The organism is Micromonospora sp. NPDC047620, from assembly GCF_043205005.1.
Classification (GTDB): domain Bacteria; phylum Actinomycetota; class Actinomycetes; order Mycobacteriales; family Micromonosporaceae; genus Micromonospora.
In genome coordinates this window covers 1-18,065 of the sequence record NZ_JBIDDG010000045.1, presented here as the reverse complement: position 1 = coordinate 18,065, position 18,065 = coordinate 1, and the positions used below count along the sequence as shown (strand labels likewise).

Below are 18,065 nucleotides of genomic sequence, written 5' to 3'. Positions count from 1 at the left end.
CGCTGTCATTCCCTGCCCAAGATCCTCGACCTGCCCGAACAGGTCTGGATCAACAAGCCCGAGCCACAACGACAAGCCGCTTAACTCCCGTTGGCCTCAATCCCTTGACACGTTCCGGCCGGACACCAACCCTCATGAAAGCCTGAGGCTGATAGCCGACAGCGCGGGTTCGGCTACCACGATCCGCGCGCCGCGACGAGTGCGCCCGATGGGCAGAAGGACATTGAAGGACTGTCATGCCCGTGTCCTATCGTCGCCCACATGGCCAACAACCCCGCACCCGAACGCCTCTTCTTCGCAGAGGCCGACACTCGCCTCGTGCAGGCTCTCTCCGCCTCCTTCGAGGGCAACTATGACAACGTCCTGCTCTTCGACGGCGATCTGGTACTGGAGGGGGACTTCCTCGACGCCGTCGCCGGGATCGGGAGTCTGGACGACGTGGACCTGGTGGTGATCACCGGCGATCTGACCGTGTCCGGCCCGATCGCGCTCTACGAGTTTCTGCCGGGGCTCTATGTCGGCGGTACCACCCGGGCCGAGACCCTGGAGGGCGGCGACTGCGAAATCTACATCCAGGACGGCACCTTCACCCATCTGGTCTACGGCTACTACAACGACGGCATCCTGGAGGCCTGCACCGTAGAGACCCCATGGGTCATCAACTACAACCACGATCTCAGCGTTTCCGCCCCCGACGCTCGCCTGGTGGACAACTACGGCAACGATGACAACGCGGACTTCGGCAGCGAGAACATCGTGGAGTCGTTCGTCACCGAGGTCGTCGACCCGGAATACAAGAGCATCAAGGTCCCGGAGTTCCTGGAACGGCTACGGGCCGGACTGCCGGTCCTGCGCCCGGGTGCGCGGACCGCGAAGGATGCGGTGCTGGCGGACGTCGCGCGTGCCCGGGCCGACCGGGTGCTCCATCTCGATCTGTCGGAACGCAAGCTCAAAGAGTTCCCTGCCGAGGTTCTGCGGATGCCATGGCTGCGCACACTCGTCCTGGACGGCAACCCCATCGGGCGACTCCCCGACGAGATCGGCACTCTGACCGACCTGGAACTTCTGTCGGTACGAGACTGCGGCCTGGCCGAACTGCCCGCCTCCATCGGCCGGCTGTCCAGGCTGCGCGTACTGCGGATCGCCGGCAACACCACCTACGACTTCTCCACCGAGCCCGCCCACCGGCCGATCAGGCTGCCGGACACCATCGGCCGGCTCACCACGCTGGAGGAACTCGATGTCTCAGAGCTGTCCAGCAAGCCCTCCGGCACCGGCGAGGCACTGCCCGACATCACACCCTTCGCGCTCCCGGAGACGGCTGGCAACCTGATACACCTGCGCCGGCTGGTGGCGGACCAGACCAACCTGGTGTTCCCGGCATCGATGCAGGGCCTGGCCAGCCTGGAAGAAATCTCCATGGTGGGAAGGAGCTGGAGGTACCTCAAGCGGTTCCCCGAAGCCCTCACCGGCTTCCCGAACCTGCGCAAGCTCGAGCTCAGGGGCAACTTCTTTCAGGAGATCCCCGCCACACTGCTGCGCCTGACCAACCTCGAGGAACTCGACCTCGACAATGCCCTCGGACTGGTGAAGACCCCGCTGCCCGACCTGTCCCGGCTGCTCAGGCTGCGGGTGCTGAAGCTGAGCGGACTCACCGACCACACAGGTGTGCCGGTTCCGTCGCACGAGCTGCTGCGGCCCGTGCTCGCGAATCCCCTGCCCGCGCTGGAGGAACTGGAGATCGACCGCTGGGGAGCGGAGGACAGGGGCGGGCGTGGTCCGATGACCGCCGACGTCATCGCCGGAATCGGCGCCTTCCAGAGCCTGAAGAGGATCGACCTGTCCTTCAACGGGCTGGCCGAGCTGCCCGACGGCTTCTTCACCCTGCCCGCCGTCGAGCAGATCGACCTTCGCTACAACGCCCTCTCCAGAGAGGTCCGCCGACGGGTCGCCGACGCCTACCCCGGGGCGCGCATCGACTTCCGCGACCAGGGCGGCGTCGACGGCGACTCCGAGCGCGAGCAGGCAACGGCGGCCGGCAGCCTGATCACACAGGCCAACGCGCTTCGCGGCCGAGGGGAATGGTCGGCGGCACTCGCCGAGTACGACAAGGCCATCGCCCAGTACACCGAGGGCGACGCCGACTCCGCCTACGGCCTGCTCTACGCCTACTACGGCAAGATGTGGATCCACGGCAAGGTCGGCCACGGCGACGAGGGCACCGAGCAGTACCGGGCCCAGCACCGCCGCGACGGCTTCGCGGTCGCCGAGACCTGTATGCGGCTGGTGCCGCCGGTCTGGCAGATCTTCCACTTCACCGACGAGGGACAGTTCCAGCGCGAGGTCGTCCGCTACGCGACCAACTTCCTCGCCTGGGAAATCATCCATGCCGAAGACCCCGCCCCCACCCCGAAGGACCTCGCCGACGCCCTCCGGCTGATCGAAAAGGGCGTGGCGTGCGCCGACGGCGGCGACCACCTGTATCTGCATGACACCTACGCCCGGGTTCTGCTCGCACTCGGCCGAGAGTCCGACGCATGGCGGGAAGTCCAACGGGCGCTGGCCATCGACCCCGCCTTCGCACCGCTCCGGGACCTCAGAGTGGACCACCGGTACCAGGCGTGGGCCGACAGGAGCGCCGGAACCGGGGACTGACCTGGGCATGCGACACCTGGCCGTTGGCCAGGTGCGCCGGGCGTCGTGGCAGAGGCCCCGGCCTGCCTCCGGCCTCAGAACGCGTTCGCGGACGGGGCTGGAGGAGGGGCATCGGGGCCGGACACCCCGCCCGTCGCCGCCTTCAAGCGGTTTCCTGCTGGCCCAGCCCGTCCGTGGGCGTGCAGATGTGGTCAAGGCCCCCGCGTAGGTCCCACTCTGCGTCAACCCCCGAAGGACTTCCGACGTTGACCACTAAGGTCCGAGGGTTTCTTCGAGCGGCTGCTCACCCTCGTCCGCGCGGACGCCGCGCCGCCCTGGCTGCGTGAGTGGATCTCGGTGGAGGCGGAGGCCACGCTGATCCGCTGGTTCGAGCCGTCACTGATCCCCGGCCTGCTCCAGACCGAGGCGTACGCCCGCGCGGTGCTCACCGGCGGCGGCATGCTCCGCGAGGCCGAGGTGGAGCAGCGGGTGACCTCCCGGCTGGCCCGCCAGGCGGTGCTGACCCGGGAGGCCCCGCCGGAGGTCGTCTTCGTCGTCGACGAGGCGGTGCTGCGCCGGCAGATCGGCGACCGGAAAGTGATGGCCGAGCAGTTCGCCCACCTGTTGGAGGTAGGCGAGCTTCCCCAGGTCGATATTCATGTGGTGCCCGCCGAAGCCGGCATGCATCCTGGGCTCGCTGGGCCGTTCATCCTGGCCCGCACGACGGACGGCGCTGAGGTGGCCCACCTCGACAACCAGTTGCGTGCGCAGGTCACAAATCGGTCCGAGGATGTTGATAGCCTTCAACGAGCATGGGAGCGATTGCGGGGCAAGGTGCTACCCCGCAGAGCCTCCCGGGAACTTCTCGCGGAGGTGGCGGAGTCGTGGACCTGACCGGCGCGGCCTGGCGGAAGTCCACCCGGAGCAGCAACGGCGGTTCCACCTGCGTCGAGGTGGCGACGAACCTGGCCGGCGTGGTGGGCGTACGCGACAGCAAGGACCGTGGGGGGCCGGTGCTGGCCTTCGGCCCCGCGGCCTGGACCGGCTTCCTCGCCGCGGCCACTACCGGCGCCCTCCGGCCCGCTCGTCACGGCTGACGGCCCGGCACGCCGGGGCGTGCCGGGCCGCGTGGCGCGGTCGGGTCAGCGGCGGTCGCGCAGCGCCTTGACCACGCCTTCGACGACGTCCCAGAGCACGATCAGCGCCGTGCCGGCGACCACGATGGTGGCGACGGTGTTCAGGTTCTCGCCCTCGCCGAGCCACTCGAAGCGGGCCACGAAGTCGGGGTTGAGCAGCCGGTCGGTCGACATCAGCCAGACCACCGGCACCGCGAAGGCCAGGTCGAGCACCGCGTTCGCCGCGACCAGCGGCCAGGTCCAGCGCCCGGCCCGGTACTTGGCGATCTCCAGGCCCACGTTGGCGACCAGCACGGCGATCAGGAACGGCAGCCAGAAGCTCCACAGCGCCGGGTCGAGGACCGGCAGGTTGCCGTCACCGTCGGCGGGGACGAACGACCGGAAGTGCTGCATCGGCAGGTAGGCGATGAAGATCGCCAGGAAGCCGATCGAGGCGGCGGTGTCGGTCAGGGTGATCTGCCGTTCGCCCGGGCTCTCCGGAAGCTGGTCGACGCTCCAGTCGGGCAGGTGCAGGGGGGTCCTGGTGCGCTCCAGCACCGCGAAGACCAGGGTGACCCAGAAGGCGATCTGGAGGGCCACCGTGAGGGCGGTGGTGACGCCCTCGCCGACGGCCCCGCCGGCGTTCTCGCCGTCGGTGGCCGCCAGCAGGCCGACCACCACGCCGGCCGTTGCCGGCACGAAGCTGAGCAGCAGCTTCAGCAGCCGCTCCCAGGCCAGGTAGTAGGCCGGCCCGATGAGCTGCAACCGGCGGTCGGAGTAGCGGGCGGCGAGCTGCGCCGGATCGCCCAGCTCGGTGAGCACCTCCCGTTCGGCGGCGGTGCCGTCCTGCCCGCCGGTCGTGCGGCCCTCGACCATGTCCTCGATCGAGGCGCGCAGCTCGGTGGCGATCTCCTCGCGGCGCGCGACCGGCACCGAGCGCAGGGTCGCGGCGAGGTAGCGGTCGGTCAGGGTAGTCATCGGTCGGCTCCTTCGATCAGCCCGGTCAGGGAGGTATGCACTGCGGCGAGGTCGGCGAGGAGTCGGCCCAGCACCGACTCGCCCTCCCCGCTGGTCCGGTAGAACTTGCGCGGCCGCTTCTCCTCGGTGTTCCACTCGCTGGTCAAAAGCCCCTGCTCCTCCAGTCGTCGCAGCAGCGGATAGAGCGTGTTGGCGTCGACCGGGAAGCCGTGGTCGGAGAGGCGTTGCAGCAGCGCGTAGCCGTAGTCGGGGCGCCGCAGGGCGATGAGGCTCGCCACCACCACGGTGCCCCGACGCAACTCCTGGAGGTGCGTCCGCAGGATCTCATCGCTCACCATGCGTCACACCATACTGTGTGGCACACACTATCGTCCAGTGCTACATCATCGTGTCCGAAGGCATCAGTGTGTTCCGGCGAAAAAGACGGCGGCGAACCCCGCAGGGTTCGCCGCCGGTCGACGCGCCGCTGGCCGGATGGCGGTGGGCTAGCCGCCCTGGGGCTTCCGTCGCGCGGGCTTCCCGGTCCGGTCGCCCTGCGGTGCGGACGCCGCCGCCCGGCCGAGACGGTCCCGCAGAAACTGCTCGAACGTCAGCAGCCCGGGGAACCGGTTCCGCAGGCCGGCGATGTCGGCTCGGTATCCGCTCTCGGCGAACCACGCGTACATGCGTTGGTCGATGGGTTGCGGCTCCAGGCGGGTGGGGGTGCCGGTGAGCGCCTCGTAGATCTCGGCGACCCGGGTGAAGGTGAGCTCGTCACCGGCGATCTCGATCTGCGTGCCGAGGTGATCGGCGGGGTGCGCGAAGGCGTACGCGGCGATGCGGCCGACGTCGTCCGAGGCGATCATCTGGATCGGTCGGTCGGGTACGACCTGTAGCCGCAGGACCCGTTCCCCCTGGGCGTCGGCGTAGTGGAGAAGGTTGTTCATGAAGAACGCGGGGCGCAGGACGGTCGCGGGCAGGTTCAACGCCTGGATGTGCCGCTCGATCTCTGCCTTGGTCTCGAAGTGGTCGATGCCGGTCCGGCGCTCCGCACCGCCCACCGAGCTGTAGACCAGGTGTGCGACGCCGGTCTCCTTGGCCACGTCGGCGACGGTCTTTCCCTGCCTGACCTCGGCCGCGAGGGTGTCCGGCGTGTACGCCAGGGCCTGGACACTGAAGACACCGTGCACACCGTGCATCGCCGCGCGTAGCGAGTCGGCGTCGTCCATGTTCCCCTCGACCAGGGTGGCGCCCTGCTCGTGGAGGAGGCGTGCGGCGGGCTTGGCCCGATCGCGTACGAGTGCCCGCACCTGCCAGCCGTCCCGGAGCAACCGGCGTGCCGTGGCGCCGCCCTGGTTGCCGGTCGCGCCGGTCACGAGAACTGTCTTCCGCTCTGTCATGACGGTCCACCCTAGGGAAGTAGCTGGTCAGCGAGACGCCAAGGGGCCGACCGCCGAGTGGGGCGCGCGCCCCGGCCGCCCCCCGCAGCGGCCGGGGAGATCCACACCACCCCGGCCCGCTCCGCCCCGCGCGGCGTCTGGAGCCGCCTCTTCCGGCGGCGATAGGGTAGGCCGACCGACCTCGACCATCCCATGATCCGACCCGGGGGGCGCCACGCATGGGCGATTCGTTCGCGCATCTGCACGTGCACACGGAGTACTCGATGCTCGACGGGGCGGCCCGGCTGAAGGACCTCTTCGCCGAGGTCAAGCGGCAGGGCATGCCGGCGGTGGCGATGACCGACCACGGCAACATGCACGGCGCGAACGACTTCTACAAGCAGGCGATGGCGGCCGGGGTCAAGCCGATCCTCGGCATCGAGGCGTACGTGGCGCCGGAATCACGCTTCCACAAGCAGCGGGTGCGCTGGGGCAGACCGGAGCAGAAGAGCGACGACGTCTCCGGCAGCGGCGGCTACACCCACATGACCATCTGGGCGCGGAACAAGACCGGCCTGCACAACCTCTTCAAGCTGACCAGCCGGTCGTACACGGAGGGGTTCTTCGTCAAGTGGCCGCGGATGGACGCGGAACTGCTCGCCGAGAACGCCGACGGGTTGATGGCGACCACCGGCTGCCCCTCCGGGGAGGTGCAGACCCGGCTGCGCCTGGGTCAGTACGACGAGGCGCTCAAGGCAGCCGCGAGGTACCAGGAGATCTTCGGCAAGGAGAACTACTTCCTGGAAGTCATGGACCACGGCATCAGCATCGAACGCCGGGTCCGCCAGGAGCTGCACGACATCTCCCGCAAGCTGGACATCCCGCCGGTGGTGACCAACGACTCGCACTACACCCACGAGGCCCAGGCCGAGGCGCACGACGTGCTGCTCTGCGTGCAGACGGCGGCGAACGTCGCCGATCCGAACCGGTTCCGGTTCGACGGCAGCGGCTACTACATCAAGTCCGCCGACGAGATGCGCGCCGTCGACAGCTCCGACCTCTGGCTGGAGGGCTGCCGCAACACCCTGCTGGTGGCCGAGAAGGTCGACCCCGCCGGGATGTTCGAGTTCCACAACCTGATGCCGCGCTTCCCGGTCCCCGAGGGGGAGACCGAGGAGTCCTGGTTCCGCAAGGAGACCTTCGCCGGGCTGGCCCGGCGCTACCCCGGCGGCATCCCCGAGGGCCACGTCACGCAGGCCGAGTACGAGCTGGGCGTCATCATCCAGATGGGTTTCCCGTCGTACTTCCTCGTGGTCGCCGACTTCATCCAGTGGGCCAAGAACCAGGGCATCGCCGTGGGCCCCGGCCGCGGTTCGGCCGCCGGCTCGCTGGTGGCGTACGCGCTGGGCATCACCGACCTCGACCCGATCCCGCACGGCCTGATCTTCGAGCGGTTCCTCAACCCCGAGCGCGTCTCGATGCCGGATGTCGACATCGACTTCGACGAGCGCCGGCGCGGCGAGGTGATCAAGTACGTCACCGACAAGTGGGGTGAGGACAAGGTCGCCCAGATCGCCACCTTCGGCACCATCAAGGCGAAGGCCGCGATCAAGGACTCGGCCCGGGTGCTCGGCTACCCGTACGCGGTCGGCGACCGGATCACCAAGGCGATGCCCCCGGCGGTGATGGGCAAGGACATCCCCCTGGAAGGCATCTTCGACCCCAAGCACCCCCGGTACGCCGAGGCCGGCGAGATCCGGGGCATGTACGAGGCCGAGCCCGACGTCAAGAAGGTCATCGACACCGCCCGGGGCATCGAGGGGCTGATCCGGCAGACCGGCGTGCACGCCGCCGGCGTCATCATGTCCGCCGAGCCGATCATCGACCACATCCCGCTGATGCGCCGGGACTCCGACGGGGTCATCATCACCCAGTTCGACTACCCGACGTGCGAGTCGCTCGGGCTGTTGAAGATGGACTTCCTCGGCCTGCGCAACCTGACCATCATCGACGACGCGGTGAAGAACATCCAGCTCAACCACGGCAAGGAGCTGGACCTGCTCGGGTTGCCGCTGGACGACAGGGCCGCGTACGAGCTGCTGGCCCGGGGCGACACCCTGGGCGTGTTCCAGCTCGACGGCGGGCCGATGCGCTCCCTGTTGCGGATGATGAAGCCGGACAACTTCGAGGACATCTCCGCCGTCCTCGCCCTGTACCGACCCGGCCCGATGGGCGTGGACTCGCACACCAACTACGCGCTGCGCAAGAACGGCCTCCAGGAGATCACCCCGATCCACCCGGAGCTGGAGGAGCCGCTGCGGGAGATCCTCGCGCCCACCTACGGCCTGATCGTGTACCAGGAGCAGGTGCAGCGCGCCGCGCAGATCCTCGCCGGCTACACCCTCGGCCAGGCCGACCTGCTGCGGCGGGCGATGGGCAAGAAGAAGAAGGAGATCCTCGACAAGGAGTTCATCCCGTTCCGGGACGGCTGCAGGGAACGGGGCTACTCGGACGAGGCGATCCAGAAGGTCTGGGACGTGCTGGTCCCGTTCGCCGGCTACGCCTTCAACAAGGCGCACTCGGCGGCGTACGGCCTGGTGTCGTACTGGACCGCGTACCTGAAGGCGCACTACCCGGCCGAGTACATGGCGGCGCTGCTCACCTCCGTCGGCGACGACAAGGACAAGATGGCGCTCTACCTCTCGGAGTGCCGCCGGATGCGCATCCAGGTGTTGCCCCCGGACGTGAACACCTCCGCCGGGCCGTTCACCCCGGTCGGCAAGGAGATCCGGTTCGGTCTCGGCGCAGTACGCAACGTCGGGGCGAACGTGGTCGCCGCGATCATGCGCTGCCGGGAGGAGAAGGGCGACTACGCCGACTTCTACGACTTCCTGTCGAAGGTCGACGCGGTGGTCTGCAACAAGAAGACCATCGAATCGCTGATCAAGGCCGGGGCGTTCGACTCGCTCAAGCACTCCCGCAAGGCGCTGCTCGCGGTGCACGCGGAGGCCATCGACGCGTACGCCGACGTCAAGCGCAAGGAGGCCGTCGGCCAGTACGACCTCTTCGGCGCCGGCTTCGGCGACGCGGACACCAGCAGCACCACCGTGATGCCGGTGATCGGCGAGGGGGAGTGGGACAAGCGCGACAAGCTCGCCTTCGAACGCGAGATGCTCGGCCTCTACGTCTCCGACCACCCGCTCTTCGGCCTGGAGCACGTCCTCGGCGCGGCGGCCGACTGCACGATCGCCGCCCTGTCGGAGGAGGGCACCGTCCCGGACGGGGCGGTGGTGACCCTCGCCGGCATCCTCTCCGGGGTGCAGCGCCGGGTCACCAAGCAGGGCCGGGCCTGGGCCTCGGCCACCCTGGAGGACCTGGCCGGCGGCGTGGAGGCGCTGTTCTTCCCCAACACCTACGAGGTGATCGGGCAGTACATCGCCGAGGACGCCATCGTGGTGGTCAAGGGGCGGGTGGACCGTCGCGACGACACCCCGCGCATCATGGCGATGGACATGTCCATGCCCGACATCAGCAGCAACCCGGCGAGCAAGCCGATCACCCTCACCATCCCGGTGACCCGGTGCACGCCCCCGCTGGTGGAGCGGCTCAAGGAGACCCTGGTGCTGCACCCCGGCGACACCGAGGTGCACGTCAAGCTGCTCAACGGCAGCAAGGTCACCACGCTGCGGCTCGGCCCGTTCCGGGTGGCGGCCACCACCGCGCTGATGGGCGACCTGAAGAGCGTCCTCGGCCCCGCCAACGTGAGCTGACGCCGCCAGCCGCCGGTGCCGGGGCCGCGAGTGCGGGATTGGCCGTCCCGGTACGCGCCGCGGGTGACTAGCGTCGGCGGTGTGGAGATCGCGCAGGCGCAGAAGCTGTGGCAGCCGCAGCCGGGTTGGCTGAACACCGCCAGCTACGGGCTGCCGCCCGACCCGGTGTGGGACGCGGTGCAGGAGGCGCTGGCCGACTGGCGGACCGGGGGTACCTCCTGGGAGGGCTGGGGCGAGGCGACCGAACGGTCCCGGGCCGCCTTCGCCGGCCTGGTCGGGGTGCCGGCCGCCGACGTCACGGTCGGCAGCACCGTCTCCCAGTTGCTGGCCCCGGTCGCCGCCGCGCTGCCGCCCGGCGCGACCGTGGTGGTGCCTGAGGTGGAGTTCACCTCCAACCTCTTCCCCTGGCTGGTGCAGGCCGAGCGGGGCGTCCGGGTGCGGACCGTGCCGCCGGCCGGGCTCGTCGACGCGATCGACGCCGGCACCGACCTGGTCGCGTTCAGCCTGGTGCAGTCCGCCGACGGCACGATCGCCGCGTACGACGAGATCGTCGCGGCGGCCCGGGCGCACGGCGCGCTCGTCGCGGTGGACGCCACCCAGGCGTGCGGCTGGCTGCCGTTCGACGCGAGCCGAGCCGACGTGGTCGCGGTCGGCGCGTACAAGTGGCTGATGGCGCCACGCGGCTCCGCCTTCGCCTACCTCGCGCCCGCGCTGCGCGAGCGGCTGCGCCCCGACGCCGCCGGCTGGTACGCGGGCGACGACCCGCACGCCTCCTACTACGGCCCGCCGCTGCGCCTGGCCGACGACGCCCGCCGGTTCGACATCTCGCCCGCCTGGTTCAGCTGGGTCGGCACGGCCCCCGCCTTGGAACTGCTCGCCGAGATCGGCGTGCCGGCCGTGTACGCGCACGACGTCGCGCTGGCCAACCGGTTCCTCGCCGGGCTGGGCCGGCCGCCGGGGCAGAGCGCGATCGTCACGGTGGAGGTGCCCGGTGCGGCGGAGCGGCTGGAGCGGGCCGGGGTCCGGGCGGCGGTCCGTGCCGGCCGGGTCCGGGCGTCCTTCCACGTCTACTCCACCGAGGCCGACGTCGACCTCGCCCTGGACGCGCTCACCGGCTGAACCGGGGCACGTCCGGGGGCGGGGTCAGCGCCGGTCGGCCGTCACTTGGTGCCGGTGATGATCCCGGGGTTGATGCAGAGCCCGGGGTTGCTGCCGTTGCGTTCGGCGATCTCCAGGCACCGCGACACCTTGTCGACCTTCGCGTTCGTCTCGGTGATCTGCTTCTGGATGGCGGCGTTCTTCCGGTCCTGCTCCAGGTTGCGGGTCTGGGCGAGCTTGTCCTGGAACGCCTTGATGTTGCCCTCGGTCTTGTCGTCGTGGTTGACCCGGGTGATCGTCACCGACAGGATGTCGACGTCGTTGGAGAGCCGCGTCTCCGCGCTGGTCTTGATGCTCTCGGCGAAGGGCTTCAGGTCCACGTTCAGGCTGCCGGTGTTCGAGTCGATCTTCTCCAGCGGGTTGTACGTGGCGAAGGCGTCGTTGACGGCGCTGTCGAGCTGGACGCCCACCCGCTGGCCCCGGAAGCTGTCGAAGTCGCCCTTGTAGTCCATGAACTGCTTCGGCGCGTTCTCGGGCTTGACCTGCCACTCGACGAGCACCTCGACGCAGGCGTCGGCGAGCGTGCCGGTGCGGACCCGCACGCAGTGCTCGCCGCCGATGTGGTCGTACTTCTGCCGGCCGGCGTCCCACTCGCCGACCTTCTGCCACGGGGCGACCCACTTCAGGCCGGAGCCGGTGACCTTGCCCGTCGGCTTGCCGAAGCTGGTGACGATGCCGACCGAGCGGATCGGCACGGAGTGGGCGCTGGAGCCGACGGTGAACACGACCGCGCCGACGAGGCAGCCGAGCGCCGCCAGGGTGGCGGTCCGCTTCGTCGAGCTGGCGCGCGCGCCGAGCGCGAGCGCGCCGGAGATCGCCAGGCCGACGGCGAAGATGATCGCAACAGTGAAGCCGAAGGGCATTCGCTCGGCACCTTTCGCGGGAGGGGGCCATCACCCTAGGGGCATCCGTCAAGGCGGAGCGCAGGTGGGGCGCGGCGTGGCGCGCCCAGATGGGCGTGGTACGGAACGACCCAACAGTCACCATTGTCGATGCCGGCGGGCGGGGTGGCCGGGCGGCGGGGTGGAGTTCCCGCACGGTCCGGGTTCCCGGAATGTGGTGGCCATCGACATAGTTCGACGTCCTGTTGCGGTCGTAGGTTTCCAGGACGCGACGGTCATGTGACCCAGGTCACCAATCCGACCGTCGCGCGACCCCTAGCAAGGAGTAGGCGATGGCCGGGCAAGCGCTCCTGTCGGCTCGCGGGCTGACCCGCGACTTCCGGGGCTTCCGGGCGGTCGACCGCGTCGACCTCGACGTCGCGGCGGGCAGCGTGCACGCGCTGGTCGGCCCGAACGGCGCTGGGAAGACCACCCTGTTCAACCTGCTCACCGGGTTCCTGCGCCCCAGCGGCGGCCGGATCGAGCTGGACGGCCGCGACGTCACCGGGCTGCCCCCCGAGCGGGTCGCCCGGCTCGGCGTGGCCCGGTCGTTCCAGATCACCAGCCTCTTCCCGCAGCTCACCGCCCGCGAGCACGTCGAGCTGGCGTTGCAGAGCCCGAGCGGGCTCGGCTGGCGGTTCTGGCGCTCGGCGAAGCTGATGCGCCGCTACACCGACCGGGCCGCCGAGCTGCTCGACATGGTCGGGCTGGCCGACCTGGCCGAGGCCCCCGCCGAGGCGCTGGCGTACGGGCGCAAGCGGGCGCTGGAGCTGGCCATCGCCCTCGCCCTGGACCCGAAGGTGCTGCTGCTCGACGAGCCGACCGCGGGCATGGGCCTGGAGGACGTCGACCGCACCGTCGACCTGATCGCCCGCGTCCGGCAGGGCCGGACCGTGGTGATGGTCGAGCACAACATGAGCGTGGTCGGGCGGCTCGCCGACACCGTCACCGTCCTGCAGGCCGGCAAGGTCCTCGTCGAGGGCCCGTACGAGCAGGTCCGCGCCGACGAGCGCGTGATCACCGCATACCTGGGAGCCGCTGATGCTGCGCATTGAGAACCTGTCCGCCTGGTACGGCGAGGCGCAGGTGCTGCGGGAGGTCAGCCTGGACGTCTCCGCCGGCGAGGTGGTCACCCTCGTCGGGCGCAACGGCGCCGGCAAGTCCACCCTGCTGCGCTGCGTGATGGGCCTGCACACCGGCCAGCGCGGCACCGTGGCGCTGGACGGCCGGGACGTCGGGAAGCTGCCCGCGTACCGGCGGGCGCGGCTGGGGCTCGGCTGGGTCCCCGACGACCGGGGCAGCTACGCCACGCTGAGCGTCACGGAGCACCTCACCCTGCCGCCGGCGGTCGGCCCCGACCCGTGGCCGCTGGAGCGGGTGTACGAGGCGTTCCCCGCCCTCCACCAGCGACGGGACTCGGCCGCCACCATGCTCTCCGGCGGCGAACAGCAGATGCTCGCCCTCGCCCGCGTGCTGCGGATGGGCGCCCGGCTGCTGCTCTGCGACGAACCGACCGAGGGGCTCTCGCCACTGCTCGTGCAGCAGGTCGGCGACCTCCTGCGCGAGGCCAAACGGCACGGGGTGACCGTGCTGCTGGTCGAGCAGAACCTGCACTTCGCCACCGGCGTCGCCGACCGGCACTACCTGCTGGCCGAGGGACGCGTCGCGGAGGCGATGGACAACTCCGAGGTGCGCTCGCGGGAGCGCGAGCTGCTGTCGTACCTCGGCATCTGATTCCGATTCGACGACCCGCGCGGCGCGGGGGTGGAGGGATGAGCATGCGTAGGACGGTGGGTGTGGCCGCCGCGTCGGCGGCGGCGATGGTGCTGGTCGCCGGCTGCGGCGGCGGTGGTCCCCAGTCGGGCGGGGACCAGAAGCTGACCGGGGGCAAGATCGTGCTGGGCGTGCTGAACGACCAGTCCGGCGCCTATTCGGAGCTGTCCGGCAAGAACTCGGTCAAGGCCGTCGAGATGGCCATCGCCGACTTCAAGGCCAGGCACGGCGACAGGGCGGTGACGAAGGACATCACCGTGGAGACCGCCGACCACCAGAACAAGCCCGACATCGCCAACAGCAAGGCCGCCGAGATGTACGACCGCAAGGGCGTCGACCTCATCCTCGACGTGCCGACCTCCTCGGCCGCGCTCAAGGTCGCCGACGTGGCGAAGGAGAAGAAGAAGCTCTACTTCAACATCGGGGCGGCCACCACCGACCTGACCGGCAAGAGCTGCAACAAGTACACGTTCCACTACGCGTACGACACCTACATGCTGGCCAACGGCACCGGGAAGACCACCACCGAGCAGGTCGGGAAAAACTGGTACATCCTCTACCCGAACTACGCCTTCGGTCAGGACATGGAGAAGAGCTTCTCGAGCGCGATCACGGCGGCCGGCGGGACCGTCGTCGGCAAGGACGGCGCGCCGTTCCCGAACACCAGCGGCGACTACTCGACGTTCCTGCTCAAGGCACCGACGCTGAACCCGAAGCCGCAGGTGCTCGGCACCATGCAGGCCGGCGCCGAGCTGGTCAACGTGGTCAAGCAGTACAACGAGTTCAAGCTCCGGGAGAAGGGCGTCGGGCTCGCCGTGGGCCTGATGTTCATCACCGACATCCACTCGCTGACCCCGGCCGCGCTCGCCGGCACCACGTACACCGACGCCTGGTACTGGAACTTCGACGCCAAGAACCGGGAGTTCGCCGACCGGTTCCAGAAGGAGACGGGCACCCGGCCGTCCTTCGCGCACGCGGCCAACTACTCCGCCGCCACCCAGTACCTGGAGGCCGCGCAGGCCGCCGGCACGGACGACGCCGACGCCGTGGTCAAGGCGTTGGAGGGCAAGACCGTCGAGGACGTCTTCCTGCGCAACGGCAAGATCCGCGCCGAGGACCACCGGGTCGTCCACGACGCCTACCTCGCCCAGGTGAAGCCGCAGTCCGAGGTGAGTGAGCCGTGGGACTACGTCAAGGTCCTCAAGACCATCCCCGCCGCCGAGGCGTTCCGCGCCCCGTCGGCGGACTGCAAGATGTGACCAGGGCATGACCGGCTTCTTGCAGAACACGTTCAACGGGTTGGTGAGCGGGGCGTTCTACGCCCTGCTCGCCCTCGGGCTCGCGGTCATCTTCGGGATGCTGCGGGTGGTCAACTTCGCCCACGGGGCGTTCTACATGTTCGGCGCGTTCGGCGCGTACGTCCTGCTCAGCGAGGCGGGCATGCCGTTCTGGGCGGCGTTGGTGATCATGCCGGTGGGGTTGGGCCTGCTCGGCATGGCACTGGAGCGGGCCTTCATCCACCGGCTCACCCGGCTCGACCCGCTCTACAACTTCCTGCTCACCTTCGGCCTCACGCTGATCCTGCAGGACCTGGTGAAGCTCCGCTACGGCGTGCAGTCCAGCCCGTACGAGACCCCGTCCGCGCTGAGCGGGTCGGTCGACTTCGGGCTCTTCGACTTCCCCACCTACCGGGTCTTCATCCTGGGCTTCGCGGTCGCCGTCTGCGTCGGCGTCTGGTGGGTGCTGACCCGCACCCGGATCGGCATGGTGGTCCGGGCGTCGACCGAGCGGGCCGAGCTGACCCAGGCGTTCGGCATCAACGTCGGCCGCTGGGTCACCCCGGTCTTCGGCTTCGGCATCGGCCTGGCCGCGCTCGCCGGGGTGCTGGCCGCGCCGATGCGGGCCGTGAACCCGCTGATGGGCGCCGACCTGATCATCGTGGTCTTCGCGGTGGTGGTGATCGGCGGGCTGGGTTCGATCTTCGGGTCCGTGGCCGCCGGCTTCGGCATCGGCCTGGTCCAGGCGTGGGGCGAGGCGTACCTGTCCGACTTCCCGATCGTGTCGCAGACGATCGTCTTCATCGTGATGGCCGCCGTGCTGCTCTGGCGGCCGGCCGGGCTGTTCGGCCGTGAGGAGGCACCGGCATGACGAGCACCGTCGACACCGCGACCGACGCCGGCGGCCGGGCGCCGAAGTCGGGGCTGGTCGCCGTGACCCGGGCGCCCGGCTGGGTCCGGTACGCGCTGTTCGCCGTCGGGCTGCTGGTGGCGTTCTGGCTGCCCAACGGGCTCTACCCGGCGGTGGCGGTGGACATCCTCTGCTGGGCGCTGTTCGCCGTCGCCGTGGACCTGCTGCTCGGCTTCACCGGGCTGATGTCCTTCGGGCACGCGGCCTTCTGGGGCGCCTCCGCATACGTCACCGGGTTGGTGGCCATCCACGCCGGCCTGCCGTTCCCGGTGGCGGTGCTGGCCGGGGCGCTCGCCGCGGCCGTGCTCGCGGTGCCGATCGGCTACCTGGCCGTGAAGCGGACCGGCATCTACTTCGCCATGGTCACCCTGGCGTTCGCGCAGATGGTCTACTACGTGGCCAACGAGTGGCGCTCGGTCACCCGGGGCGAGAACGGCCTACAGGGCGTGCCCCGCGAACTGTTCGGGTTGGACCTCACCGACGACTACTACTTCTACTACGCGATCCTGCCGATCGTGCTGCTCGGGCTGGCCGGCGCCTGGCGGATCGTGCACTCGCCCTTCGGCCGGGTACTGGTCGGCATCCGCGACAACCCCGCCCGCGCCCGCGCGCTCGGCTACCCCGTACACCGCTACAAGCTGACCGCGTTCGTGCTGTCGGGCTTCATCGCCGGGCTCGGCGGCGGGCTGTTCGCCGTCGGCCACCGCTTCGTCTCCCTCGACGTGCTGCACTGGACCACCTCCGGCAAGGCCGTCATCGTGGTGGTGCTCGGCGGGATCGGCACGCTCTGGGGCGGGGTGCTCGGCGCGGCCATCCTGGTCCGTCTGGAGGACTGGCTGTCGTTCTCCGGGTTCGAGGCGATCGGCCTGGTCACCGGCGGCATCTTCGTCCTCGTCGTGCTGGTGTTCCGGCGCGGCATCTGGGGCAGCGCCGCCGCCCTGGCCACGCGCTGGCTGGCTTCCCGCCGCCGGTGACCCCACGCACGTATCCAGCCTGCGCCCCTCTTACCGCCCCCTGACCGCCCCTCTTACCGCCCCCTGGCCGCTCACCGCGCTCGCTGGCCGCGGCCTGGGCCGCCCCCGCTGGCCGCGGCCTGGGCCGCCCCCGCTGGCCGCGGCCTGGGCCGCCCCCGCTGGCCGCGGCCTGGGCCGCCCCCGCTCACTGCGGCTCGGGCCGCGCCCGCTGACCGCGCGGCTTGGGCCGGGCTCGCCCCTCTGCTGCTTGGGCGCGCTCGCTGACCGCGGCTTGGGCCGCTCCCACCCGCCCGCTTGGTACGCCTCGCCGCCCGCCGCGTCGAGATCTTGGACAGTTGCCGTTCGCACCGAACGGCAACTGTCCAAGATCTGGTGACGCGTTGCGGCGTGCGCCGACGGCCGGCGCCCCGTGTCGGGGTGCCGGCCGTCGGTATCGAGATGTGTCGCCGGCCGGCACCCGTGACGGTGCCGGCCAGCGATCCCCCTTGTGTGGTGAATGTCTGTGGTCAGCTGTTCCAGTGTTCGGCGACCAGGTCGGCGGCCTGCTGTTCCCACTGGGCGTAGTGGTCCGGGTACGCCGACACCTGCACCGTCTGCGCGGCCTCGGTCAGCGGCATGTCCTGCCACCGGTCGACCTGCTTGAGACCCTTCAGGAACGCCGTCGTCGAGTACTCCGGGTCGGTGATCTGCTCCACCGTGCCCCAACCGCTCGACGGGCGCTGCTGGAACAGACCCTGCGAGTCGTGGTCGTTGCGGTCACCCAGATGACCCAGGTTCTCCAGCTTCGACTCCTGCAACGCCGTCGCGATCGACACCACGGCCGCCCGCTCGTCCATCCCGGCCTTCTTCGTCGCCGCGATGATCGCCTTCGTGTTCGCAACCTGCTCGTCGGTCAGGTCGATACGCGACTGGGCGCCCTGCACGCCGTGCGGGATCAGCTTGGCCGTGTCGGGCTTGTCGGCCTGCACGGCGACGGCGGTGATGCCGGTGGCCGCCTCGACCGGGGCGGTGGTGTCGGTGTGGTTCAGCGGGCCGGCGGCCAGACCACCGGCGAAGGCCAGACCAGCGATACCGAGAACGCTCTTACGCATGATCGTGTTCATCAGAGATGCTCCATTCGGGGGTTGGCACACCCACTGACAAGGGGGGGTGTCCCTATGGGTTTCGTCAAGCGGTGATCGGCGGTGTGGGGCGGGGTTGATAGGGGATCTTGTCGCGGAGCATGGCGAACAGGACG

At 70.0% G+C, this 18,065-nt stretch carries 15 protein-coding genes; 10 read left to right on the top strand and 5 right to left on the bottom strand.

Features of this window, described 5'->3' with window-relative positions; all coding sequences use genetic code 11:
* Positions 1–261: 261 nt before the first annotated feature.
* The 3 genes from ACGF5C_RS32355 (at position 262) to ACGF5C_RS32345 (ending at position 3,731) form a co-directional block, all read left to right on the top strand.
* On the top strand, positions 262–2,655 hold the full coding sequence (locus ACGF5C_RS32355; RefSeq protein ID WP_393307835.1) for a hypothetical protein: 2,394 nt from the start codon (positions 262–264) through the stop codon (positions 2,653–2,655).
* Between the two features lie 279 nt (positions 2,656–2,934).
* Positions 2,935–3,528, top strand: a complete 594-nt coding sequence (locus ACGF5C_RS32350; RefSeq protein ID WP_393307875.1) for a DUF5753 domain-containing protein — start codon at positions 2,935–2,937, stop codon at positions 3,526–3,528.
* Positions 3,519–3,731 carry a DUF397 domain-containing protein gene (locus ACGF5C_RS32345; RefSeq protein ID WP_393307833.1) on the top strand — a complete coding sequence of 71 codons (213 nt, stop codon included), beginning with the start codon at positions 3,519–3,521 and terminating at the stop codon, positions 3,729–3,731. The genes ACGF5C_RS32350 and ACGF5C_RS32345 overlap by 10 nt, the downstream gene beginning before the upstream one ends.
* Positions 3,732–3,776: 45 nt before the next feature.
* On the opposite strand, the gene ACGF5C_RS32340 is transcribed toward ACGF5C_RS32345, so the two are convergent.
* The 3 genes from ACGF5C_RS32340 to ACGF5C_RS32330 all read right to left on the bottom strand — a co-directional run bounded on the left by ACGF5C_RS32340 (position 3,777) and on the right by ACGF5C_RS32330 (position 6,106).
* Complete coding sequence (locus ACGF5C_RS32340; protein WP_393307831.1) at positions 3,777–4,727, bottom strand: HAAS signaling domain-containing protein; 951 nt, start codon at positions 4,725–4,727, stop codon at positions 3,777–3,779.
* A complete protein-coding gene (locus ACGF5C_RS32335) occupies positions 4,724–5,065 on the bottom strand; it encodes a PadR family transcriptional regulator (RefSeq protein WP_393307829.1) in 342 nt (113 codons plus the stop codon). The genes ACGF5C_RS32340 and ACGF5C_RS32335 overlap by 4 nt, the downstream gene beginning before the upstream one ends.
* Before the next feature lie 147 nt (positions 5,066–5,212).
* Positions 5,213–6,106 (bottom strand): NmrA/HSCARG family protein, encoded by an 894-nt coding sequence (locus ACGF5C_RS32330; RefSeq protein WP_393307827.1) that lies wholly within the window; start codon positions 6,104–6,106, stop codon positions 5,213–5,215.
* A 218-nt stretch (positions 6,107–6,324) separates the two neighbouring features.
* Between ACGF5C_RS32330 and dnaE the strand changes: the two genes are divergently transcribed.
* The gene (gene dnaE, locus ACGF5C_RS32325) at positions 6,325–9,855 is read left to right on the top strand and encodes a DNA polymerase III subunit alpha (protein WP_393307825.1); all 3,531 of its coding nucleotides are present in this window, start codon (positions 6,325–6,327) and stop codon (positions 9,853–9,855) included.
* Positions 9,856–9,936: 81 nt separating this feature from the next.
* Positions 9,937–10,974: an aminotransferase class V-fold PLP-dependent enzyme gene (locus ACGF5C_RS32320; RefSeq protein WP_393307823.1), complete on the top strand. Its 1,038-nt coding sequence runs from the start codon at positions 9,937–9,939 to the stop codon at positions 10,972–10,974.
* 41 nt (positions 10,975–11,015) lie between these two features.
* Here ACGF5C_RS32320 and ACGF5C_RS32315 read toward each other — a convergent pair whose 3' ends face one another.
* Complete coding sequence (locus tag ACGF5C_RS32315; protein ID WP_393307821.1) at positions 11,016–11,876, bottom strand: SPFH domain-containing protein; 861 nt, start codon at positions 11,874–11,876, stop codon at positions 11,016–11,018.
* A gap of 311 nt (positions 11,877–12,187) precedes the next feature.
* On the opposite strand from ACGF5C_RS32315, the gene ACGF5C_RS32310 reads away from it, so the two are divergent.
* The 5 genes from ACGF5C_RS32310 to ACGF5C_RS32290 are packed head-to-tail and all read left to right on the top strand — an operon-like array spanning position 12,188 to position 16,828.
* Positions 12,188–12,949, top strand: a complete 762-nt coding sequence (locus ACGF5C_RS32310) for an ABC transporter ATP-binding protein (protein ID WP_393307819.1) — start codon at positions 12,188–12,190, stop codon at positions 12,947–12,949.
* On the top strand, positions 12,936–13,628 hold the full coding sequence (locus ACGF5C_RS32305) for an ABC transporter ATP-binding protein (RefSeq protein WP_393307817.1): 693 nt from the start codon (positions 12,936–12,938) through the stop codon (positions 13,626–13,628). Before ACGF5C_RS32310 ends, ACGF5C_RS32305 begins: the two co-directional genes overlap by 14 nt.
* 38 nt (positions 13,629–13,666) lie before the next feature.
* Complete coding sequence (locus tag ACGF5C_RS32300; RefSeq protein ID WP_393307815.1) at positions 13,667–14,926, top strand: ABC transporter substrate-binding protein; 1,260 nt, start codon at positions 13,667–13,669, stop codon at positions 14,924–14,926.
* A 7-nt stretch (positions 14,927–14,933) separates the two neighbouring features.
* Entirely contained in the window at positions 14,934–15,815 is an 882-nt protein-coding gene (locus ACGF5C_RS32295; RefSeq protein ID WP_393307813.1) for a branched-chain amino acid ABC transporter permease, read from the top strand.
* Positions 15,812–16,828 carry a branched-chain amino acid ABC transporter permease gene (locus tag ACGF5C_RS32290; RefSeq protein WP_393307811.1) on the top strand — a complete coding sequence of 339 codons (1,017 nt, stop codon included), beginning with the start codon at positions 15,812–15,814 and terminating at the stop codon, positions 16,826–16,828. The genes ACGF5C_RS32295 and ACGF5C_RS32290 overlap by 4 nt, the downstream gene beginning before the upstream one ends.
* A 506-nt stretch (positions 16,829–17,334) precedes the next feature.
* Here the strand turns inward: ACGF5C_RS32290 and ACGF5C_RS32285 are convergent.
* Positions 17,335–17,931 carry a hypothetical protein gene (locus ACGF5C_RS32285; protein ID WP_393307809.1) on the bottom strand — a complete coding sequence of 199 codons (597 nt, stop codon included), beginning with the start codon at positions 17,929–17,931 and terminating at the stop codon, positions 17,335–17,337.
* Positions 17,932–18,065 lie beyond the last annotated feature (134 nt).